The sequence below is a fragment of the Phaeovulum sp. W22_SRMD_FR3 genome (genome assembly GCF_052113705.1).
Taxonomy (GTDB): domain Bacteria; phylum Pseudomonadota; class Alphaproteobacteria; order Rhodobacterales; family Rhodobacteraceae; genus JBGQOG01.
Window position 1 is genome coordinate 110,280 of record NZ_JBGQOG010000008.1, and the last position, 21,957, is coordinate 132,236.

Here is a 21,957-nt window from a genome sequence, read left to right on the forward strand (position 1 = left end):
AGCTCAGACGCCGCAGAGGCTGACCTCAATCCCCAGCTCTGCCGCCAAAGCCGCGCGGGCCAGCATCGCGCGGTCAGCGCTCGCCGCATCCGTGGCATAGACCACCTGAATATGGTTGGCCTTGTGCCGCGCCATCATCGCATCGCGGCTGACCCCGGTCAGCACGCCATGCATGATCGGCCATTGCGGCGTGGTGCCCATCGCCCGCCGCCGGGTTTCCTCTTCCGGCAGATCCACGGCCTGACCGCGGCCCATATCCATCTTGAGCCGCCCGTCCTCGACGAAGATCCGGCTCCAGATGATCTCGCCCGCCTTGGCGATCCCGCGCAGCGAGCCGCCACCCGCCGGGAAGAACATCGCCGGTTGCCGCAGGCTTTCCGATCCGGCCCAGCCGCCCGGGTGATGCGCGGGGGGTGCTGCGCCCGAAATCTCGAACACCCAGATGAAATCGTCGCGGCTGCCTGAGGCATCCCTGTCGCCCCAGCGCAGATCATGCAGCGTGGTTTCCACCGGCTGCCCCAGCGCCCTGTGCAGACGGTTGATCAGCACGCCATCGAGGCCCGCGCATTCATCCACCTCGTTGAAATGCACGATCGCCTCACCCTCGCGGATCACCGAGCCATCGGCGCGGGTCACAGGCGGACGCTCGGCATTGTTCAGCATCCCCTCGACCAGATCCGAGGCGGGCAGCAGATCCTTCAGCCCCTGCTGATACTGAATGCCGATCGCCTCACAGCCAAAGGTATCGGCCAGCCGCACCGCCGCCACATACATCCGGCATTGCAGGATCACCTGAGCCTCGGTCAGCTCGCTGGCGGGATCGCTGCCCAGATGAAATGTCATGCCGCGCGCGACCATCCAGTCATAGGCGGCGCGGCCCTCGGCCTCGGGCACCTGCAACGTGGCGTGGTAGAGCGCCGATTGCGACAGCCGTTCCTTGAACACGCCCATCGGCATCAGGAGTTCATCGGGGATGATGGCATTGTACATGCCCATGCAGCCCTCATCAAAGACCCCCAGAATGATTTTGTCGCGGCGCAGCGCCGTGGCCATGTCGCGGGCCAGCGCACGGTCTTCGGCGGGCACGGCGGCGGGATCAAAGGGCCGCACATGGCCGATGTCATGGCGAATCGTGCCTTGGCTCAGCCAGTCACCCAGCTTGTCGCGGAAGAAGGCATCGCTGAAATCCTCGCTCCAGAGCGTCGCATAGGGCACCCCGGCCTTGGTGAGCGAGCCGTTGAGGTTCAGCATCCCCACCAGCCCCGGCCATTGACCGGACCAGTTGGCCAGCGTCAGGATTGGTCCCTTATGGCTGGTCAGCCCCGGCAGCACATGATGCGAATATTGCCAGACCGCTTCGGCGACGATCAGCGGCGCCTCTGGTGGAATACCGGCGAAAATATCCATCCCCTCGCGCTGGCTGGCAATAAAGCCATGCCCCTCCGGTTTCACCGGATGCCCGCGGCGCAAGGAATGGCCCATTTCGGCCAGCACCGCGCCCAGTTGCGCCTCCATCGCCGCCTGCGCGGGCCAGCATTGCACATTCGCGCTTTCGCGCAGGTCGCCACTTGCGACCAGCCAGATCTCGGCCATTCAGTCCCCTCCCATGATCGCGGCATAATCCGCGAAATCCGCCTGCATGCGGCGGAACACCTGATATTTGCGGTCGTGATAGGCGGCGAGATCGGCGCGCGGCGCGATCTCGGCCCCCGGTCCGCCCATCGCCCGCATCGCCTGTGGCAGATCGGGCTGCGCCTCTGCCGCGACGGCGGCCATCATCGCCGCCCCGAGCAGCACCGGCTCGGCCTGATCGGGCACGACGATGCGGCAGCCGGTGGCATCGGCCATTTCGCGCAGGTAAAGCGGATTGCGCGCCAGACCACCGCTGACCACCAGCACATCCACCACCAGCCCCGCGCCGGTCATTTCCTGCAGGATGTGCCGCGTGCCATAGGCCAGAGCCTGCACCACGGCGAGATAGTCCAGCGCCAGATCTGCCAGCCCATGCTCCAGCGTCAGCCCCGAGATCGCCCCGTGCCGCGTCGGATCGGCCAGGGGCGAGCGGTTACCGTGGAAATCGGGTTGGATATGGCGGCCCGCGCTCAGCGGGGCGGTGTCGCCTCCGGCTGCCAAGCGCGTCAGTTCCGCCTGCAAAAACGCATGAACAGAGACGTTTTGGCGCGCCGCCTCGGCCCGGGCGCCCGCCGCCGCGCCGTGCCGGTCGATGACAGTGTCGATCAGCGCCCCGGCGGCGGATTGCCCGCCCTCATTCGCCCATAGTCCCGGCACCAGCACCGAGAAATACGGCCCCCAGACGCCCGGCACAAAGACAGCGGCATCCGTCAGGGCAATGTGACAGGCCGAAGTGCCCGCAATCACCGCGAGGCGTCCGGCCAGATCGGCCCCTCCTGCCCCCACGCCCAAAGTGCCCAGGGCACCCGCATAGGCGTCGATCATCCCGGCGGCGACCGGCGTGCCGGGCGCAAGGCCCAACTCTGCCGCCGCCTCAGCGCTCAGCCCGCCCACCCGCGCACCGGGGGCGGCAAAATCCTCGCCGATCATCGCATGACCAGTGCCCGTCAGGTCCGAAAGGCCGATCTCATGCAAAAAGGCATCATCCCATCCCTCGCCCGCAGCGCCCCGGTGACCAAGATAGGTCCATTTGCACACGGCAGAGCAGAGCGATCGCGCCGGCGCCCCCGTGGCACGGTGGACCAGCCAGTCGGGCAGATCCCAAAACGCCGCCGCCCGCGCCCAGGATTGCGGCAGATGCCGCTTGAGCCAGAGGAGTTTCGGCATTTCCATCTCGGGCGAGATCACCCCGCCCACATGCGCCAATACCTCGGCCCCGGTGGCGTTGATCGCCGCCGCTTCGGCAATCGCCCGGTGGTCCATCCAGAGGATCACATCCTGATCCACCCCGCCCTGCGGGCAGACTGAAACCGGGCCGCCCGTGGCATCTGCCACCACCAGCGAACAGGTCGCATCAAAGCCCAAGCCCGCGACAGAGTCCGCCGGAATCGCCGCCTGCGTCATGGCCTCGCGCAGCGCGCGCGCGACGGCCGCCCAGATCCCGCGGCTGCTTTGCTGCGCATAGCCGGGCTGCGGCCGCGTCGTGTCAATTGCGGCCTGCGCGGTGCCGATCAGCCGCCCCGTGGCGTCAAAGACCCCGGCCCGCGCGCTGCCCGTGCCGACGTCCACACCGATAAAATGCTGCATGAGCCCCCCTGCCCCATCGTCTCTGTTGCGGCGCAAAACGCCGCATTCTGTCACCCTATCACAGCCGCAAGGCGCGCCGCCGCGCACTTTCGATATGCGCGTCCATCGCCTCCATTGCGGCCTTGGCATCCCCCTCGGCCAGCGCGGCGAGGATGGCCAGATGTTCATCCATCACCCGCACCACCAGCTCCGGCAGCATCCGGGTGTCTTCCTGCCGGATCAGCCGGATCTTGATCGAATTGACCCGGTAGATGTCCGAGATCAGGGCATTGCCCAGAGCGTCCACCATGACATCATGCATTTGCCAGTCCAGATGCTGCGCGCGCGCCAGCAGGTCCGCGGTGACCCCCGCCTCCGCCTCGGCCCGCACCGCCAGATGCTCGGCCCGCATTGCCAGAACCCCCTCGGCGGGGGCAACGCGCGCGTAATGCGCCACGGCCTCCCGCTCGAGGAGCAGCCGCAGCTGGAACGCATTGCGGATCAGATCAAGGTCCACATGCGCGATCTGCAGGCCACGGTGCGGCACGGTGCGGATCAGGCCATCGGCCTCCAGCCGGGGGATCATCTCGCGGATGGCCCCCAACGGCATGCCGGTGATCTCGACCAGTTCGCGCTGCGAGACAAACTGCCCCGGCTGGATCTCGCGCGCGAGAAGCCGGGCGGTAAAGCTCTCATAAGCGCGGGCGCGCAGGGTCATTGTCGGCTCTTCCATCCCGCGTGCCCCGGCTCAGCGTGCCGGGACGGCATCGGGCATTTCAGCCATCAATGCCGCCACCCCGGCGACGACGGCCCGGTCGGACGCGGTCAGCGGCGGACGGACACGCGCCCAGGCCGGATCCCCCTTGGCCACCCCCACCAGCGCCTTGACCAGCGGCGTCACAGGCGCGGTCACCACCGCATCCACCAGCCTGCTCATCTCGGGATCGGCGACGCCGGTGCGGATCAGCGCCCCCAGCCGCGCCGGGAACAGGTTCGCCATGCCGCTGATGGCCCCCGCGCCGCCCAGAGGGGCCGCCCGCGCCAAAAGACGCTCATCCCCGATCAAAATCGCCAGATCTTTGTATTTCAGCAGCGCTTCGGCATTCGTCCAGTCGCCCGAGCTGTCCTTGACCCCGAAGATCGCCGCGCCAAAGGTATCCTTCAGCCGCCGGATCAGCGCCTCCGACAGGCCGACACCCGTCACCTGCGGAATGTGATACAGAATGAATTCCGGCTGAAAGTCGGTCAGCTTGCCCAACAGCGCCGCGTACCAGTCATAGAGCGCATCGTCGGCCACTCCCTTGAAGTAGAAGGGCGGCGTGGCGAGCAGCCGTCTGACCCCCTGCGACAGCGCCACCCGCGCCTGATATTCCGCCTCTTCCAGCGAAGTGGCGCAGAGACAGACCGTCACCTTCTCCGCCGGCACGCCATTGCCCAGCACCGCCGCCAGCAGCGCGCCGCGATCGGCCCGGCCCAGTGCCGCCCCCTCGCCCGTGGTGCCAAACAGGGTCACCCCATTGGCCCCACCCGCAATCAGCGCCGCCGCATGATCGCCCGCGCGCAGCATGTCGACCTGACCATTGGCCAGAAAAGGCGTGACCATTGCCGCCGAAATGCCAAACAACCCGGCGCGCGGTGCCGCCGGGGAAGGTGCCGCCGAGGCCGCAGCCGGATCTAGGGAATCAATGAGGGACATCGCGCGCTCCAGGTAATTACTCGGTAACATGTTGCTGACATGACGGCCGGTAATCAAGTCGTATTCAGCACCCTCCCGGATTATTTACAGCCACGCCCCGGCGCATGGATTGACGCTGCCCCCCTGCCCCCTAGGATCACCGCATCTGGATTGAAAAGAGGCCACCGCATGTCCGATACCCCTGCCCCGATGTCGCCCGAGCGTTTGCAGCGCATGGCCGAAGTGATCGTGAAGATCGGCCTGAACCTGCAGGCCGGTCAGGATCTGGTGATGACCGCGCCGGTGGCGGCACTGCCCCTCGTGCGGCAGATCGCAGCCGAAGCCTACAAAGCGGGCGCGGGCGTGGTGACGCCGCTTCTGGGCGACGAGGAAATCACCCTCGCCCGCTATCGCCACGCGCAGGACGCCAGCTTTGACCGCGCCGCCGACTGGCTCTATCAGGGCATGGCGCAGGCTTTCGCGGGCAATGCGGCCCGGCTGGCGATTGTCGGCGACAACCCGATGCTCCTGGCTGAACAAGACCCCGACAAGGTGTCGCGCGCCAACCGCGCCAATTCCATCGCTTATAAGCCCGCGCTCGAGAAGATCTCGAATTTCGTGGTGAACTGGAACATTGCCGCCTATCCCGGCACCGCCTGGGCGCGGCAGGTCTTTCCCGATCTGCCCGAAGCCGAGGCCGTCGCAGCCCTGGCCGAGGCGATCTACAAAGCCTCGCGCCTCGATGGCGCGGATCCGGTGGCGGACTGGACCGCGCATAACGCGGCGTTGCGTCAGCGCTCGGCCTGGCTGAACGGCCAGCGGTTTGCCGCGCTGCAGTTCACCGGGCCCGGCACCGATCTGCGTGTGGGCCTGGCGGATGGCCATGAATGGCACGGCGGCGCCTCGCAGGCGCAGAACGGCGTGATCTGCAACCCGAACATCCCGACCGAAGAGGTCTTTACGACCCCCCATGCGCTGAAGGTCGAGGGGCATGTCAGCGCCACGAAACCGCTCTCGCATCAGGGCACGCTGATCGAGAACATTCAGGTCCGCTTTGAGGGCGGGCAGATCGTCGAGGCCAAGGCGACGCGCGGCGAGAATGTGCTGCAAAAGGTGCTCGATTCCGATGCGGGCGCGCGGCGGCTGGGCGAAGTGGCCCTCGTGCCGCATTCCTCGCCCATTTCGGCCTCGGGGCTCTTGTTCTACAACACGCTCTTTGACGAAAATGCCGCCTGCCATATCGCCTTAGGGCAATGCTATTCGAAATGCTTCCTCGGCGGCGACAAGCTGACGCCGGAACAACTGGCGGCGCAGGGCGGCAATTCCAGCGTGATCCACATCGACTGGATGATCGGCTCGGACCAGATCGACATCGACGGGATCGGTGCCGATGGCAGCGTGACCCCGGTGTTCCGCAAGGGCGAGTGGGCCTGATACCCCTTTCCTGAGCCAAGTTAGCGGCCCCCGTCGTGGCATTGGCCCCGGCGGGGGTTTCTTTTTGCCGCGCCTGGATTCCTGACTATAAAAATCAGGTATAATCTTGACTAAATTACTCTGCCAAGTTACGGCTCGGGGAAAATGTCCCGTCTGAAAGTCTTGCCATGCCCCCCGTCACCGATCTCGCCAGCGATCTGCCGACCGCGCCGCAACCCCTGTTTGCGTCTCTGCACCGGCTGATTGAGTTCATTCTGATGGGCGGCCCGGCCATGATGGCGATTGCGGCGCTCTCGGTGTTGACGCTGGCACTGATCCTCTGGCGGATCTGGGCGCTGGCCCGGTTTGGCGCCTGGACGGGCGGCCAGCGCACCGAAGCGGCGCTGACCCTTTGGGCGCAGGGCAAACAGACTGAGGCCATCGCAGGCCTGGCAGGGCGCCGCTCGCTGCGCGCGCAGCTCGTTCGCGCCGCGATGACGGCCGCGCGCAATCCCGCCTTTGACCGCGAGGCCGCCGAGGCCGAGACAGGCCGCGTCGCCCGCGACCTTCTGCGGCAGGCCCGCACCGGGCTGCGACCGCTAGAACTCGCCTCCACCATCGGGCCGCTTTTGGGTTTGCTCGGCACGGTCACCGGGATGATCGCGGCGTTTCAGGCCCTGCAAGAGGCGGGCAGCCGCGCCGATCCCGCAGCCCTTGCCGGCGGCATCTGGGAGGCGCTGCTGACCACCGCCGCCGGGATGGCCGTGGCGATTCCCGCGCAAATCGCCCTCACCTGGTTTGAGAGCATCTGCGACCGTCAGCGTCACGATATGGAGGATGCCGCGACGCGGGTCTTTCAGGTGAAACGGCCCGCCGCCCCCGCGAAACCCGCGCTCTATGCGGCGGCCGAGTGATGATGCGTTTTGGTACGGAACGCGCACGGCGGCGGCCCAATCTGACGCCGATGATCGATGTGGTCTTCCTGCTTCTGGTGTTTTTCATGCTCGCCTCGCGCTTTGGTGCCGAGACGGTGCTGCCGCTGGCCCTCGCCGGTCAGGGGGGCGCCGCCTATGAGGGGCCGCCGCGTCTCGTGCAGGTCTCGACCGACGCGGTGACGCTGAACGGCATCGCCGTGCCGCCTGAGGGGCTGGCCGCCGCCCTGCAACCGCTGGTGCAAACGCCGGGCGACGCGATCATCCTGCGCGCGGATGCCACCGCACCGCTGCAACAGGTGGTGGGGGTGATGGATCGGTTGACCGCCGCCGGGTTCACCCGTCTGGTGCTGGTGGAGTGAGAGATGGACTTTTCTGAACCGCCCCGGCGTCAACCCGCCGAAAATCTGCTGCCGATGATCAATGTGGTGTTTCTGCTGCTGATCTTTTTCCTGATTTCCGCCGAACTGGTGCCGCCAGAGCCCTTTACCGTCGCCCCGCCCGCCGCCGATTCAGAGGCCGAGCGCGCCGGGGAATGGCTGCTGCATCTGAACGCTGAAGGCGATTTGGGCTATCGCGACGCGCTCGGGCCCGAGGCGCTGACCGCGCTCGCCGCCGCGCGCGATGAGGCCTGCGCGGTCACCGATTGTGAGACTGTTCCGCCTGTTTTGACCCTGCGCGCCGATGCCGCCGTGCCCGCCACCCGCCTCGCCGCGCTGCTCCCCCAGATCCGCAGCGCAGGTTTTGCGCAGATCGAACTGATCACGGCCCGGCCATGAGCGCGCGGGTGGAACTGACGCTGGCGCTTGGCGTGGCGGCCTTCTTGCATGTCGCATTGTTTTCGCTGACGCCGGACAGCGCGGGGGCAGAAGCCTCGGGCGATGGCGGCAGCGATTCCGTCTCTATCATGGCCGGAAGCGATGAAATCGCTGCCATGGTCGCCGATTGGGAAACGGTGCCGGAAACCGCTGATGCACCGGAAATTCACATGCCGGACGTGCCCGATATGAACGCAGCGCCCCCTGTGATCACAGCGCCGACGCCGATGGAAACGCCGCAACCAGCCACCCTGGCCCCCGTGATGCCCGCGCTCATGCCCGAGGCACCTGCCCTGCCGGACCCTTCCGTAACCGAGTTGCCGGCCGCGCCGCCGCCACCGGCTGAGCCGGATAAAACAGAGCCTGTTCCTGCCCAAAGGCCACAGCCAAAGCCCGAAGTCGTACCGGAACCCAAACCCAAAGCCGCCCCAAAGGCGCCCCCAAAAGAGGCCAAGCCCGCCAGAGAGCCGAAACCCCGTGCAGCCCCGCCGCCCGGTGGTGCAGGCACGCGGGCCGCGGGTGCGGGCGGCGGCACCGCGGCCGGGGTAAACGGTGCGGCAGAGGCCAGCATTGCCGGGGGAAAGGCGCTCGACGCCAAGGCCAACTGGGGGGCGAATATCCGCGCGCGGATCGAGCGGCGCAAATCCTATCCGCGCGCCGCAGGCGGCGCGCAGGGCGTGGTCACCGTGCGGCTTACGGTGGCGCGCGGCGGTGCGCTGAGCAGCCTCGCTTTGGTCAAAAGTTCTGGCAATCCGGTGCTGGATGAGGCGGCGCTGAAAGCAGTACGGGCGGCCGGGAAGTTTCCCGCCGCCCCCAAATCCCTGCCCGGCGAGAGTTTCACCTTTACCCTGCCGATGAGCTTTACCCGCTAACGGTTCAGCCAGTGAATTTCGGCAGGCCGAAAAAGGCCTCCGGATTGTCCACCAGCGCCAGATGCCGCGCCGCATCCGAGGGCAGCCAGCCCAGGGTGGTGTCCAGCAGCGCCGCATCATCGGGATATTCCGCGGTTTCCTTCGCCAGATTATGCGGCCAGTTGGTGCCCCAGAGGATCCGCTCCGGCGCGTATTCCGCGATCACCCGGGTGACATCGGCCACATCCGCATAGTCCGGCCCGCCGGTCTTCGAGCTCTCATAGCAGCCCGCGATCTTGTACCAGACGCGGCCGGTATCCAGCAGGCGCTTCATCATCTCCACCTCGGCGCTGAGCGGGGTGATGCCTTTGAAGAACTTGCCGTGGTGGTCCAGCACCCAGCGGCTTTTCAACGCCTTCAGCCGCGGCATGTGGTCGGCCAGATGGCTGCCGTCGAATTGCACCGCCATGCCCCAGCCCGCCGCATGGGCGCGGGCATCCACCGCCTCCAGATGCGCGAGCCCGAGCGCGCCGCCCGGCAGATCCATGATCCGCGCGCCGACACAGCCGCCGTCCACCAGCGCGGTCATCTCGGCCTCGGTCGTCTCCGCGCTGATCACCGCCATCCCGCGGGCGCAATCGCCCATCTCGGCCAGACAGGCGAGCAGGCTGGCATTGTCGCGCTGATGCGCATTGCCCTGGGTCACGATCACCCGGTCCAGCCCCAGCCAGGCCATGACCTCGCGGTATTGCGCGGGCGTCGGCAGATCACCCAAGGGCAGGCCCGGCCCGCCCGGCAGCGCCGGGAATCCCGGCAAATACATGTGCATCTGGCTGTCCACCGCGCCGCGCGGCATCGGGGTTCGGGGCGCGGCCCCGGTCAGTTGACGGATCAGCATCAGCCCTCCTTCGGCGCAAATTCACGCAGCGCATCGCGGTTGATTTCAATCCCAAGCCCGGGCGCGTCGGGGATGGCCACCACCCCGGCCTGATGTTCAATCGGCGCGGTCAGCACCGCCTGCCGGAACGGGTTGTCGGTGCGGTCAAATTCAAGGATCGGCTCAATCGGATTGACCCGCATCGGGTTCGGCACCATCGCCGCCATGAACTGCAAGGCCGCCGCGATCTGCACCCCGGTGCCCCAGACATGCGGCACCAGGCGCACACCGTGCAGCGCCGCGAGGTCCATGATCTTCTTGCCCTCGCTGAAGCCGCCGCAGCCGGCGAGATCGGGCTGCAGAATATCGACCGCCCGGGTCTCCAGCGGCTCTTTCATCCCCCAGCGGGCGTGCCAGGTCTCGCCCCCCGCCACCGGGATCGGCTGGCGGGCGCGCACATCGCGGTAGGCGCCCAACAACTCGGGCAGCACCGGCTCTTCGAACCAGTCGATGCCGAGTTCCGCCGCGGCATTGCCGACAGTGACCGCCTCGATCACGTCATAGCCGTGGTTGGCGTCAATCATCAGCCGCATCTCGGGGCCGATGGCCTCGCGCACGGCGCGGATCACCCGCAGATCTTCCTCGACGCCGAAACCGATCTTGATCTTGCAGGCATGGAACCCCGCCGCCCGGTGCCGCGCCATCTCTTCGGCATTGTCAGAGACGCGGTCCACCCCGTCGCGCTTGAAACTGCCGGTGGCATAGGCGCGCACAGACTCGCGGAAGCGCCCGCCGAGCAGGGTTGAGACCGGCACGCCAAAATGCCGCCCCTTGATGTCCCAAAGCGCGATGTCGATGCCCGACAGCGCCGTGACCGCCAGCCCCCTCTGCCCCTGATCGCGCAGCGCATTATAGAGGGTAATCCAGATCTTTTCCGTCTCCAGCGCATCCATGCCCACCAGCCAATTGGCATAGGCGGCGACCACGGCGGCATTCGGCCGCGCCGGGCCAAGGCATTCCCCCCAGCCGGTGGTGCCATCGGCGCAGACCACCTCGACCAGCACATGGCTGCGCCGGTCAAAGCGCATTGAGGCGCTTTCAAACGGCACCTCCAGCCGGTGTTCGAGAAGATGGGTGTGAACGGCGACGATCGTGGTCGGGCGCGGCATCAGACTTACCTTTTATAGGGGGCGATCAGGGCTTCCATCATGCCCATCTCTTCCGAGGTCAGATCGTCGAGCGGCGCACGCACCGGGCCGACCGCAAAACCTTGCAAGCGAACGCCCGCCTTGACCGCCGCCACCGCATAGCCCTTGCGACGGCTGCGGATCGCCATGAACGGGTAGAAGAAATCGTTCAGGATCTGTTCGCAGCGGGCACGGTTGCCACCGCGCAGCGCATCATAGAATTCGATGGCCAGCCCCGGCACAAAGTTGAACACCGCCGAGGAATAGGTGGAAAAGCCCGCGCCCAGATAGGCCTCGGCAAACAGTTCCGCCGTCGGCATACCGCCGAGATAGGTCAGGCGGTCCCCCATTTTCGCGGTGATCTGCCGCACGAGGCCAATGTCGCCCGAGCCGTCCTTGAACCCGACGAGGTTGGGGCATTCATCGCAAAGCCGCGCCAGAGTGTCGGCCTGCAGGATCGCATTGTCGCGGTTGTAGACCATGACGCCGATGCCCACCGACTGGCAGACCGCTTTCACATGGCGATAGAGCCCCTCTTGCGGCGCATCGATCAGGTAATGCGGCAACAGCAGGATACCATCGGCCCCGGCCGCCTCGGCGTCGCGGGCAATGCGGGTGGCCATTTCGGTGCCATAGCCGCAACCCGAAATGATCGGGGTATTGCCCGCCGCCTCTTTCGCGGCCCGCACGATGGTCGGAATTTCATCCGGTGCCAGCGAGAAGAACTCGCCGGTGCCGCCCGCCGCAAAGAGCGCGCTGGCCGGATAGCCCGCCAGCCAGCTGACGTGATCAGCGTAGACATCGGGCTTGAAGCGGCCGTTCGCGTCGAACGGCGTCACCGGGAAAGACAAAAGGCCAGCGCCAAGCGCGATTTTCAGATTTTCGGGGGTCATCGGATTCGTCCAGTTGCGGTCAGTTCGGTTAAACCTGCCAACTTGTCAGACAAGTGTCAATCAGTTGTGACACAAATTATGAGATCGGGCCGCGGATCATGTCACGGTAGCGTTTCTGGCTGTCCTTCAGATGCACCCGCATGGCGATCCGGGCAGCGGATTCGTCGCCATGTGAAATGGCGCGGGCGATTTGCGCGTGTTCCTCAACGATCTGGCCCATGTAGTCGGCGGCCAGCGCGCGCCGGTCCCCTGCGGGCAGCGCTGTCCGCGGGATGACCTTCTGCCCCATCAGCGTCAGAAACTCCGGGAAACGCGGGTTGTTCGTCGCCTCCGCGATCGCGATGTGGAAAGCGAAATCCGCATCCACCGTCGATTCGCCCGCCTGCACCCGCCCTGCCACCAGCCGGTGCGCCTCAAGGATCGCCTCCTCCTGCGCTGGCGAACGGCGCTGAGCCGCCAGGCCCGCTGCCTCTATCTCAACGGCGGCGCGGAGTTCCAGCATCTCCAATATTGAAGAAATACGTTGAAAATCAATGTCCTGAAACGGATTCCCGTCCCGCATCCGCTGATCCACCACGAAAACCCCGGCGCCCTGGCGCGGCTCGACCAAGCCATCGGCGCGCAGGCTGGATACCGCTTCCCGAATCACCGTGCGCGACACGTCATAGAGCGCCGTCAGCTGCGCCTCCGAAGGCAGCTTATCCCCCAAGGCATAGCGCCCCGAGGTGATCGCCAGCCGCAAATCCTCGGACACCCGCCGCACCAGATTGCGGCGGTTTCCACGGTCCAAACCGGTGGCATCCTGGTTCATGGCGGTAATCCTTCACTTTTCTCCAGCGATACAAGGATCATCGGGCATGTCAAGATGACCTCACGCCAAGTTATAATATGTGTTGACTAACTTGTCGCCCAATATATCCTTTCGCCATCACCAAAAGACAAAAGTCACCATGGGAGGAGACTGACATGACGATCACCACCAAAATCCGGGGCCTGATGATTTCAGGGGTTGCCTTGGCCACGCTGGCGCTGCCCGCTGCGGCTGACAGCTGGCGTGGCTGGGGAATTCACCCCGAAGATTACCCGAACTCGATCGCGATGAATCAGTTCGCCGCCGATGTGACCAAGGCGACCGAAGGCCGCGTCGAGGCACAGATGTTCAACAACGGCATCCTCGGCGATCAACCGGACGCCATTGAGCAAACCCGTGCGGGCGCACTGCAATTCGCCAATTTCAACATGGGGCCGATGGGCGAGATCGTGCCCGCCACCAATGTGATGTCGCTGCCCTTCATCTTCAACAACCTCGACCATATGCACCATGTGATGGACGGTCCGGTGGGCCAGGCCTTCTCGGATGCGCTGGCGGCGCAGGGGCTGGTGGCCCTGTCGTGGTTCGACAGCGGCGCGCGCAGCTTTTACAACACCAAACATGCGATCATGACGCCTGAGGACATGAAGGGCCTGAAGTTCCGCGTGATGAACAACGATCTCTTCGTGCAGATGGTCGATGATCTGGGCGGCAATGCGACGCCGATGGCTTACGGCGAAGTCTATCAATCGCTGAAAACCGGGGTGATCGACGGCGCCGAGAACAACTATCCGTCGTTTGAATCCTCGAACCATTACGAGGTGGCGAAATACTACTCGATCACCGATCACCTGATCATTCCGGAATGCGTCTGCGTCAACACGGCCGCCTGGGAAGCGCTGTCGGATGCCGACAAGGCTGCGGTGAAGAAGGCCGCTGTCGATGCCGCCACCACGCAGCGTTCGCTCTGGGCCGAGCGGGAGAAAGCCAGCCGCGCCAAGGTGGAATCCGCCGGTGTGACGGTGAACGAAGTCACCGACAAAACCGCCTTCCAGGAAGCCATGGCGCCGATCTATGAGGCCTTCCTGGCCAATAACCCCGATCTGGCCCCGATGGTCAAAGAAATCCGCGAAACCAAGTAACGCAGGGTTTGGCGAGGTCCGGCACGCCGCCGGACCTCCCTCCCCCCATCAAAAAGGCATGAGATGGTGCATATCATCGCGGGAACCGAGGGCCGGAGCTTTGACGGCCCCCTCTATCGGGCCATCGACCGGGTGGCGCAGATCTGTCTCGGCATAGCCGGGGTGCAACTGGTCACCCTGATTGTGATTTTTGGCTGGCTGGTCTTTGGCCGCTATGTCCTCAACGACACCCCGACCTGGGTTGAGCAGCTGTCGCTGATCCTCGTGGTCTGGATCGCCTTTCTCGGGGCGGCGGCGGGTGTCTGGTACAATACCCATCTCTCGGTGGATTTCATCCGCGCGCTGTTTCCGCGCCCGCTGCGCTCGGTCCTGTGCTGGGTCGCGCTGATCGCGCTGGTCGGCTTTGGCCTGATCATGGCGAAATACGGCTGGGAACTGGCCTCCAAAACCTGGCCGCGCCGCATCCCGATGCTGGGCTTTTCCGAAGGCTGGCGCGCGGTGCCGATGGCGATCTGTGGCGTGCTGACCGTTATTTTCACCGCGGCGCATATGGTGATGCGCACGCAGGGCTACCGCCCGGAAGAGGACTGAAACATGGGCTTGATCATTCTCTTCGGGCTGTTCTTCGGCGGCCTGATCGCAGGGATTCCTGTGGCCTTTGCGCTCGGCATCGCCTCTGTGGGTGGGTTCATCTATGAGGGGCTGCCGCTGTTCATCGCCTTTCAGCGGATCATTTCCGGGATTTCGGTGTTTTCCCTGCTGGCGATCCCGTTTTTCATCTTTGCGGGCGACCTGATGCTGCAAGGCGGGATTGCGGTGCGGCTCGTGCGCCTCGCCTCCGCCGCTGTCGGCTCGGTGCGCGGCGGCTTGGGCGTGGTCAACGTCGCCTCCTCGATGCTGTTTGGCGGCATTTCCGGCTCGGCCGTTGCCGATACCTCGGCATTGGGCTCGATCCTGATGCCGGTGATGCGCGAAAAGGGCTATGACGCGGATTATGCGGTGAATGTCACGGTCACCTCCTCCATCGCCGGGGTGGTGATCCCGCCCAGCCACAACATGATCCTGTTTGCGGTGGCGGCTGGGGGTGTCTCGGTGTCCAAACTGTTCATCGCGGGGATCGTCCCGGGGGTGCTGATGTGCCTCTGCCTTGGCATTGTCGCCTATTGGGTGGCGGTGCGGCGCGGCTATCCGGCCGAAAAATTCCCCGGCTGGGGCTTTTTGATCCGCAGCTTCATCGTGGCCATTCCCGGCCTGATGACCGCGATCATCATCGTCGGCGGCGTGCTGTCGGGCGTGATGACGGTGACGGAATCCGGGGCATTCGGCGCGATCTACGCGATCCTCGTGACCGCGCTCGTCTACCGCGAACTGACCTGGGACGGGTTCAAGAAAGCCGTGCTGAATTCGGTGAAAACCACCGCAATGGTGATGCTGCTGGTGGCCACCGCCAATGCCTTTGCCTATCTTTTGGCGATGTACCGCGTGCCCGAGGCGCTGGCGAATTCGGTCACCATGATCAGCGACAATCCCTATGTCATTCTGCTGATGCTGAACCTGATCCTGCTGGTGCTGGGGATGATCATGGATATGGCGGCGCTGATCCTGATCTGCACGCCGATCTTTCTGCCCGTCGTCGTGGGGTTGGGGATGGACCCGCTGCAATTCGGCGTCATCTTGATGATGAACCTCGGCCTTGGCCTCTGCACGCCGCCGGTGGGTGCCTGCCTTTTTGTCGGCTGCGCCGTCGGCGGCATCCGGATTGAAAAAGCGCTGAAATCGATCTGGCCCTTCTATGCGGCGATTTTCGTGGCATTGATGCTGGTGACCTATGTGCCCATCTTCTCGATGTACCTGCCGGGCCTATTGGACTAGGAGACTGACATGAAACGACTTCTTATCACAGGTGCCGCTGGTGGCGTCGGCCGCGAGATGCGCAAACGGCTGGCGGGCATGGCCGACATTCTGCGCCTGTCCGACATTGCCGATCTGGGCGACGCCGCCCCGAATGAAGAGCTGGTGACCTGCGATCTGGGCGATGAGGCGGCGGTGTTGGACCTCGTGGCGGGCTGCGACGGGATCCTGCATCTGGGCGGCGTCTCGGTCGAGCGGTCCTTCTCGCAGATCCTCAACGGCAATATCCAGGGGGTCTACAACCTCTATGAGGCGGCCCGGGCGCATGGCATGCCGCGGATCATCTTTGCCTCCTCGAACCATGTCGTCGGTTTTCAGCCGCAGGATGCGCATCTGGGCGCCGATTGCGCAATGAAACCCGATGGGCTCTATGGCGTATCGAAATGCTTCGGCGAGGCGATGGCCTCGATGTATCATTCGAAATTCGGGCAAGAGACGGCGATTGTCCGCATCGGTTCCTGCTTTGAAAAACCGCTGAATCATCGCATGCTCGCCACCTGGTTCTCGGTGGATGATTTCGTCGGGCTGATTGAGGCGGTGTTTCGCGCGCCGCGTCTGGGCTGCCCGGTGATCTGGGGCGTCTCGGACAATGATCATGCCTGGTGGGACAATTCCGCCGGGCGCTATCTGGGATGGGTGGCCAAAGACAACAGCGCCGCTTATCTTGCACACATAGAGTCGACTCAAAGCCGCCCCGCCGCCGATGATCCGGTGTCGATCTGGCAAGGCGGCGCCTTCACGCAAGACCCGATATTCAAGGACTGACCCATGACCTACACGCCCAGCGGCAAACATCTGATCGCCGGCACTTGGGTGGCGGATGCCGCCACCTTTACCTCGACCCCGGCGCATGGCCCCGCGCATGATTTCTCGATGGGCACCGTCGCGCATGTGGATGAAGCCTGCCGCGCCGCCGCCGAAGCGTTCCTGACCTATGGCCAGACCAGCCGCGCCGACCGCGCCGCTTTTCTCAACGCCATCGCCGATGAGATCGAGGCGCGTGGGCCCCAGATCACCGAGATCGGCACGCAGGAAACCGGCCTGCCCGTCGGGCGGCTGGAGGGCGAGCGGGGCCGCACCACCGGCCAGCTGCGCCTCTTCGCGACGCATATCCTGGAGGGCGCCTATCTCGACCGCCGTTTTGATGCCGCCCTGCCCGACCGTCAGCCCGCCCCGCGTCCCGAGTTGCGGATGATTCAGCGCCCGATCGGACCGGTCGCGGTGTTTGGTGCCTCCAACTTCCCGCTGGCCTTCTCGACCGCCGGGGGCGACACCGCCGCCGCACTGGCTGCAGGCTGCCCGGTGGTGGTGAAGGGCCATTCCGCGCATCCCGGCACCGGCGAGATCGTGGCCGAGGCCGTGCTGGCCGCCGCCGAGAAATGTGGCATGCCGAAGGGCGTGTTCAGCCTGATCCAGGGCGGCAAACGCGATGTCGGCACCAGCCTTGTGCAGCATCCGGCGATCAAAGCCGTGGGCTTCACCGGCTCGCTCGGCGGCGGGCGCGCGCTGTTCGACCTGTGTGCCGCACGGCCCGAGCCGATCCCGTTCTTCGGTGAACTGGGCTCGGTCAACCCGATGTTCCTCTTGCCTGCGGCGCTTGCGGCTCGCGGCACGGCACTGGCCAGCGGCTGGGCCGGGTCTCTGACCATGGGCGCGGGGCAGTTCTGCACCAATCCGGGCGTGGCATTGGTGATTGCCGGTGCCGATGCCGATGCCTTCATCACGGCGGCAACCGAGGCTTTGGCCCCGATGGGCGGCCAGACCATGCTGACCGACGGCATCGCCGCCGCGCTGCAATCGGGCAGCGCCCGGATGCGCGGGACGGCGGGCGTGCAGGAGCTTCTGACTTCGGTCTGTGATCTGCGCGAGGCCAAGCCCTATCTCTACGCCACCACGGGCGCGGAATGGCTGGCCAATCATGAGCTGGGCGAGGAGGTCTTTGGCCCGCTTGGCCTGATCGTGACGGTCAAGGACAGCGCCGAAATGCTGGCGGTGGCCGAAAGCCTGCAAGGCCAGCTGACCTGCACGCTGCATCTGGATGCGGGCGACACCGATCTGGGCCGTGCCCTGATGCCGATTTTGGAGCGCAAGGCGGGCCGGGTTCTGGCCAATGGCTTCCCCACCGGCGTTGAGGTCTGCGACAGCATGGTGCATGGCGGCCCCTACCCCGCCTCGACCAACTTCGGCGCCACCTCGGTCGGCACCCTGTCGATCCGCCGTTTCCTGCGGCCGGTCTGCTACCAGAACATCCCCGAGGCGCTGTTGCCGCAGGATTTCGCGGTCTGATAAATCTAATGGAAAAGCCCGGGCCGCACCGCCCGGGCTTTTTGCTGTCTCAGCGCAGGAAGAAGACCACCGTCATCACACAGCCGATGGCGACGATCCCCAGCCGCAACAGATCGGTCCGGGTGATCTTGCGCGCGTAATGCGCCCCGAGATAGCCGCCGACCATCGTGCCAACCGCCAGCACCAATGCCGCATCCCAGGCGATCAGCCCGGCACTGGCATAGGTGACCGCCGAGACCAGCGACAACAGCGAGGACAGCAGGTTCTTCAGCCCGTTCATCGCGTTCAGATTGCTAAAGCCGATCAGCCCAAAAACCGCGAGCAGCATGATCCCCAGCCCGCCGTTGAAATAGCCGCCGTAGACCGAGACCGCGAAGACCAGCAAGGCAGAGACCACCGTGCCCGCCGTCGCCCCGCGTTGCCGCAACTGCCCGAGCAGCCAGGGACCCGCGGCGAACAACACGGTTGCAAGGGCCAGCAGCCAGGGCACGATCCCGGTAAACACGCTGCCCGGCGTCACCAGCAGCAGGAGCGACCCCAGCAAACCGCCGAGCATCGACACCGCGATAATCGCCTTCAGCCCCAGCGGCCCCTCGGCCTTGAAATCGTGGCGAAACGCCCAGGTCGAGCCGAAATAGCCCGGCAGCGCACAAAGCGTGGCCGTGGCATTGGCCATGACGGGCGGCACCCCCATCCAGACCAGCGCGGGGAAGGTCAGGAATGTCCCGCCCCCCGCGACGGCATTCAGGGCACCCCCGGCCAGTCCGGCCAGAAAGACGACGAAAAATTCAAGCACGGTGGGGCTCCTCTCCTCAGCGCCCCACCCTCTTACAACACGCGGACGAATGGGCAATGCCGAACTGGGCCGTTGCGGCTTGCAAAACCCTGTCCCCGCGGGGACATCGGGGGTTCCCAGAATGAGAATGCCGCCGAAGCGAAGCTCCGACGGCAGATGGCTGTATAAAGTTCAATGGCTTACTTGGTTCAAGCGGGCCGTGGGCGGCTGTCCCCACAGGGACAGCATCACCCGTCCAAGGCGGTCAGAAAGGCCTCGACAGCCAATTCGAGGCGATGCCGATCAATGGCGGAAAAGTCACGCTCCATCCGCAATTCAACCCTGCCATCCGTTGCGATACAGCGCGCCACCCCTTCGCTGCGCGCCACCCGCAGCGTTGTTTTCGCCCCCGGATTGGCCCCACCCCGCGGGGACGCCGCAGCCGCGCCCGCGTCTTTCGGCGCAGTGCTGCTCGCCTCGACAAAGCCACGCAGGATCGCGGTTTCCTCGTCTTCGCTCCGGTCCGGCTGCGCCATCAACAGGCGCTGCAGCATCGCCGCCGCCCCCGGCTCCCGCTCGATCTTTTTAAGAAGCGACAGCCCCAGCGCCCGCGACATCGCATAGGGATGCGCCAGATGACCGCCGATCCGCTCAAGCAAGGCCGCAAAATTGCGGATGTAGATCCGCTTTTGCCGCCCCGCCGAGCCAAAGAGCGTGGCAATCGCCTGGTCAATATCCCCTGCCCCGGTCTGCGCATCCTGCAGATAGGCTTTGGCCAATGCCGCCATCTCGGCAAAGGAAATATCGCGCCGCACAAGGTTCTCGTCGACCATGCGCCGATAGAGATGCTCCAGTGTTTCGCCCCGCGCGATCAGCCCCGCCGGAATCCGGCCATAGCGCTCAGCATCCCCGGTCTCGGCCAGCAATTCGCGGAAAGCGGCGAGACGGCGATACCCCTGCACGAGTTCATAGCCGGTCTCGGATTGCTCGATCCGCACCGGGTTGGACAGGCCGATGGCACGGATGCTTTCCTTCAACTCATCAAGCTCGGGATCGCGCCCCGCGGCCCGGTCACGGGTCAACTTTTCGGCGCGGATCTCGTCCAGCGGGATCATATCGACGATCAGGCCCAGCTTTTTCAACCGCACCAATTCATGCGCCAGCCGGTCATTCTCGGCACGGATCGCCGCCTCCGCCGCCTGCCGGTCCCGCAAGGCCTCGGCATTCTCATGAATGGCGGTGGCCATCGGCCCGCGGCGCTCCTTCGGGGTCTCAGTCCCCGTGGGGACAGAGACGGATTTGCGCTCGGGTGCCGCGGCGGGCACCTCCGGCGTCACCTCGGGAAAGTCGATATCAAAGATACGCCGCTTGCTCATGCCTCACCCTCCAGCTTGTCCCAGGCCGTGACGAGATGGCCGCGGAATTCTTCATAGGCCTTATCGAAAGAGCCCCGCGCCCGGCGCCAGGTCTCACGCGTCATTTCGCGGTAATCGGTCTCATAGATGGACGACAGGAATCGGCCCGACTGCTCCACCGCCCGTGTCATCTCGATCGGGTTTTCCGTCACGCGCCCCTCAAAGACCTTGCAGAAGGCCGCATACATGGCGCGGTGCAAATCGTTGTTCGGCTCATAGCGGGTGATCAGGAACCGCAGATCGAGGAAAGCCTTCGGCAGCCCCATTGTCCCCGCGGGGACAATGCCGTTGAACTGCGAGAGATCCGACAACGCCTCGGCCAACTGGCCAATGAAAGAGGTGGTGCTGTCATATTCCCAGTAGCCGGGGCCAGAGGGGATATAGAGCACATCGGCCGCGAAAACCGCATTCATCGATTGATAGCCGATGGCGGGCGGGCAGTCGAAAATCACCAGATCATAGGCATCGGCGGGCAGCGTATCGAGATAGCGCGAAACGGCGGCGAAGAACGACCACTCCGGGTTCAGATGCCGGTATTGCGCGCTGGCAAATTCGACGAAGGCAGCATTGGCACAGCTGGGGATGATGTCGATGGTCGGCCAGCTGGTCGGCTTGATGAAATCATTGGTGCGCAGATCGGCCAGACCCATATCCGTCACCGAAGCGGGCAGACGGCGCTGGGGCAGGGCGGTGCCGCTTTCGGCCCCGCGCGCCGAGGCGTTCATCCGTTCGGTCTCGCGGATCAGGTCGCGCGCCATGATGCCCCAGACGGTGAATTCTTCGGCCACATCCGACAGGCCCATGGAATGCGACAGCGTCGCCTGCGGATCGAAATCCACCGCCAGCACCCGGTAGCCATCAAGCGCCGCCGCATGGGCGAAATGCAGCGCCACGGTGGATTTACCGGCGCCGCCTTTGAAATTGGCAATGGCAGCACGGATCGCCCGCTTGCCCGCCGGGCGCGGCGGCAACAGGGACCGGCGGTTGATCTTCAACCGGCGCCGGATCTCGTTGATCTCTTCCAGCGTGTACCAGCGCTGACGGCCATCCTCCTCCACGAGGCCCTGCGGCAGACTGGGGTCCAGCGCCATCCGGCCGCGCAGGGTGGATTGGTTGACCTTGAAAATCAGCTCGCTCAGCTCCCAGCTGGAAAAGCGGCGCAGGGTCTTTTCCATCTCCGGTGAATAGGTCTGCTGCCGGATCCACCCCTGCATTTTCAACGACTGGGCCTGCAATTGGGCCAGATCCTCGTGCGTGAACATGCGAACTCCTTCAAGATGCAAACGCTATTTCGATATGTTCCTCGGTTTACGCTGAATTTGCAAAAAAGGCAAAAGCGAATATGCTCCGTATCAGACCCTATGCGACTTCGCCCAAAAGCCTGTCCCCGCAGGGACAAAGCCAGCGCAACGCCGCAAATGCCCGGGCAATCCCCCGTTCCGGTCGGCGCGGCACCGATTCGAGGGCGCGCAGAGACGCACGCCACGGAATGGGGGACAGAATACTGGTGCCCGCTACATATAGGCGGACATAACCAGGGCGAATAGAGGACGTACATGATGTCCGCCCATACCTATTAGAACCATTTTTCTGATCGAAAAAGGATTTGGGCGGCAAGGTTCAATCCGCCGGTCAGCGCGGGGCCTTGACAGAATCGGAGAACCCAGCGCAAATTCCTGAAATCTGCTGAAGAGCGTTGATTTACCCCGCCGCTCAGCGCAGACTGGACCAAGGCACCACAGAGTGCATCGAGCAACAACCGGATCTACCGGA

The 21,957-nt window shown here is 65.0% G+C and carries 21 protein-coding genes; 10 read left to right on the top strand and 11 right to left on the bottom strand.

Translation table 11 applies throughout. From position 1 onward, the window contains the following. Positions 1–3: 3 nt before the first annotated feature. Genes ACEN2S_RS12455 through ACEN2S_RS12470 form a run of 4 tightly spaced genes read right to left on the bottom strand, consistent with a single transcriptional unit; the run spans position 4 to position 4,894 of the window. Entirely contained in the window at positions 4–1,593 is a 1,590-nt protein-coding gene (locus ACEN2S_RS12455; protein ID WP_441866480.1) for a fucose isomerase, read from the bottom strand. Further along, positions 1,594–3,219, bottom strand: a complete 1,626-nt coding sequence (locus ACEN2S_RS12460; protein ID WP_441866481.1) for an FGGY-family carbohydrate kinase — start codon at positions 3,217–3,219, stop codon at positions 1,594–1,596. A 58-nt stretch (positions 3,220–3,277) separates the two neighbouring features. Continuing rightward, on the bottom strand, positions 3,278–3,916 hold the full coding sequence (locus ACEN2S_RS12465; RefSeq protein ID WP_441866482.1) for a GntR family transcriptional regulator: 639 nt from the start codon (positions 3,914–3,916) through the stop codon (positions 3,278–3,280). Between the two features lie 30 nt (positions 3,917–3,946). Further along, a complete protein-coding gene (locus ACEN2S_RS12470; RefSeq protein WP_441866483.1) occupies positions 3,947–4,894 on the bottom strand; it encodes a dihydrodipicolinate synthase family protein in 948 nt (315 codons plus the stop codon). A gap of 168 nt (positions 4,895–5,062) precedes the next feature. On the opposite strand from ACEN2S_RS12470, the gene ACEN2S_RS12475 reads away from it, so the two are divergent. The 5 genes from ACEN2S_RS12475 (at position 5,063) to ACEN2S_RS12495 (ending at position 8,908) form a co-directional block, all read left to right on the top strand. Continuing rightward, the gene (locus ACEN2S_RS12475) at positions 5,063–6,307 is read left to right on the top strand and encodes an aminopeptidase (protein WP_441866484.1); all 1,245 of its coding nucleotides are present in this window, start codon (positions 5,063–5,065) and stop codon (positions 6,305–6,307) included. 167 nt (positions 6,308–6,474) lie between these two features. Beyond that, a complete protein-coding gene (locus ACEN2S_RS12480; protein WP_441866485.1) occupies positions 6,475–7,200 on the top strand; it encodes a MotA/TolQ/ExbB proton channel family protein in 726 nt (241 codons plus the stop codon). Beyond that, the gene (locus ACEN2S_RS12485; RefSeq protein ID WP_441866486.1) at positions 7,200–7,580 is read left to right on the top strand and encodes an ExbD/TolR family protein; all 381 of its coding nucleotides are present in this window, start codon (positions 7,200–7,202) and stop codon (positions 7,578–7,580) included. The genes ACEN2S_RS12480 and ACEN2S_RS12485 overlap by 1 nt, the downstream gene beginning before the upstream one ends. Before the next feature lie 3 nt (positions 7,581–7,583). Beyond that, positions 7,584–7,997: an ExbD/TolR family protein gene (locus ACEN2S_RS12490; RefSeq protein ID WP_441866487.1), complete on the top strand. Its 414-nt coding sequence runs from the start codon at positions 7,584–7,586 to the stop codon at positions 7,995–7,997. Further along, positions 7,994–8,908 (top strand): TonB family protein, encoded by a 915-nt coding sequence (locus ACEN2S_RS12495; protein ID WP_441866488.1) that lies wholly within the window; start codon positions 7,994–7,996, stop codon positions 8,906–8,908. Before ACEN2S_RS12490 ends, ACEN2S_RS12495 begins: the two co-directional genes overlap by 4 nt. A 4-nt stretch (positions 8,909–8,912) precedes the next feature. Here the strand turns inward: ACEN2S_RS12495 and ACEN2S_RS12500 are convergent, their stop codons facing one another. The 4 genes from ACEN2S_RS12500 to ACEN2S_RS12515 all read right to left on the bottom strand — a co-directional run bounded on the left by ACEN2S_RS12500 (position 8,913) and on the right by ACEN2S_RS12515 (position 12,655). Further along, positions 8,913–9,785: an amidohydrolase family protein gene (locus ACEN2S_RS12500; RefSeq protein WP_441866489.1), complete on the bottom strand. Its 873-nt coding sequence runs from the start codon at positions 9,783–9,785 to the stop codon at positions 8,913–8,915. After that, complete coding sequence (locus ACEN2S_RS12505; RefSeq protein ID WP_441866490.1) at positions 9,785–10,933, bottom strand: mandelate racemase/muconate lactonizing enzyme family protein; 1,149 nt, start codon at positions 10,931–10,933, stop codon at positions 9,785–9,787. Before ACEN2S_RS12505 ends, ACEN2S_RS12500 begins: the two co-directional genes overlap by 1 nt. Before the next feature lie 5 nt (positions 10,934–10,938). Next, the gene (gene kdgD, locus ACEN2S_RS12510) at positions 10,939–11,844 is read right to left on the bottom strand and encodes a 5-dehydro-4-deoxyglucarate dehydratase (protein WP_441866491.1); all 906 of its coding nucleotides are present in this window, start codon (positions 11,842–11,844) and stop codon (positions 10,939–10,941) included. Positions 11,845–11,920: 76 nt separating this feature from the next. After that, positions 11,921–12,655, bottom strand: a complete 735-nt coding sequence (locus ACEN2S_RS12515) for a FadR/GntR family transcriptional regulator (protein ID WP_441866492.1) — start codon at positions 12,653–12,655, stop codon at positions 11,921–11,923. A 155-nt stretch (positions 12,656–12,810) separates the two neighbouring features. Here ACEN2S_RS12515 and ACEN2S_RS12520 point away from each other — a divergent pair, with 155 nt between their 5' ends. From ACEN2S_RS12520 to ACEN2S_RS12540, 5 genes are all read left to right on the top strand, one after another. Beyond that, positions 12,811–13,797 (top strand): TRAP transporter substrate-binding protein, encoded by a 987-nt coding sequence (locus ACEN2S_RS12520; protein ID WP_441866493.1) that lies wholly within the window; start codon positions 12,811–12,813, stop codon positions 13,795–13,797. Positions 13,798–13,860: 63 nt separating this feature from the next. Next, the gene (locus tag ACEN2S_RS12525) at positions 13,861–14,388 is read left to right on the top strand and encodes a TRAP transporter small permease (protein ID WP_441866494.1); all 528 of its coding nucleotides are present in this window, start codon (positions 13,861–13,863) and stop codon (positions 14,386–14,388) included. A 3-nt stretch (positions 14,389–14,391) separates the two neighbouring features. Next, on the top strand, positions 14,392–15,669 hold the full coding sequence (locus tag ACEN2S_RS12530) for a TRAP transporter large permease (RefSeq protein ID WP_441866495.1): 1,278 nt from the start codon (positions 14,392–14,394) through the stop codon (positions 15,667–15,669). Positions 15,670–15,678: 9 nt separating this feature from the next. After that, positions 15,679–16,473, top strand: a complete 795-nt coding sequence (locus ACEN2S_RS12535; RefSeq protein ID WP_441866496.1) for an NAD-dependent epimerase/dehydratase family protein — start codon at positions 15,679–15,681, stop codon at positions 16,471–16,473. Positions 16,474–16,476: 3 nt separating this feature from the next. Further along, positions 16,477–17,994, top strand: a complete 1,518-nt coding sequence (locus ACEN2S_RS12540; protein ID WP_441866497.1) for an aldehyde dehydrogenase (NADP(+)) — start codon at positions 16,477–16,479, stop codon at positions 17,992–17,994. A gap of 49 nt (positions 17,995–18,043) precedes the next feature. Here ACEN2S_RS12540 and ACEN2S_RS12545 read toward each other — a convergent pair whose 3' ends face one another. The 3 genes from ACEN2S_RS12545 to ACEN2S_RS12555 all read right to left on the bottom strand — a co-directional run bounded on the left by ACEN2S_RS12545 (position 18,044) and on the right by ACEN2S_RS12555 (position 21,446). Next, positions 18,044–18,790: a sulfite exporter TauE/SafE family protein gene (locus ACEN2S_RS12545; protein WP_441866498.1), complete on the bottom strand. Its 747-nt coding sequence runs from the start codon at positions 18,788–18,790 to the stop codon at positions 18,044–18,046. A 227-nt stretch (positions 18,791–19,017) separates the two neighbouring features. Continuing rightward, positions 19,018–20,145 carry a ParB/RepB/Spo0J family partition protein gene (locus tag ACEN2S_RS12550; protein WP_441866499.1) on the bottom strand — a complete coding sequence of 376 codons (1,128 nt, stop codon included), beginning with the start codon at positions 20,143–20,145 and terminating at the stop codon, positions 19,018–19,020. Then, positions 20,142–21,446, bottom strand: a complete 1,305-nt coding sequence (locus ACEN2S_RS12555) for an AAA family ATPase (protein ID WP_441866500.1) — start codon at positions 21,444–21,446, stop codon at positions 20,142–20,144. The genes ACEN2S_RS12550 and ACEN2S_RS12555 overlap by 4 nt, the downstream gene beginning before the upstream one ends. Positions 21,447–21,957 lie beyond the last annotated feature (511 nt).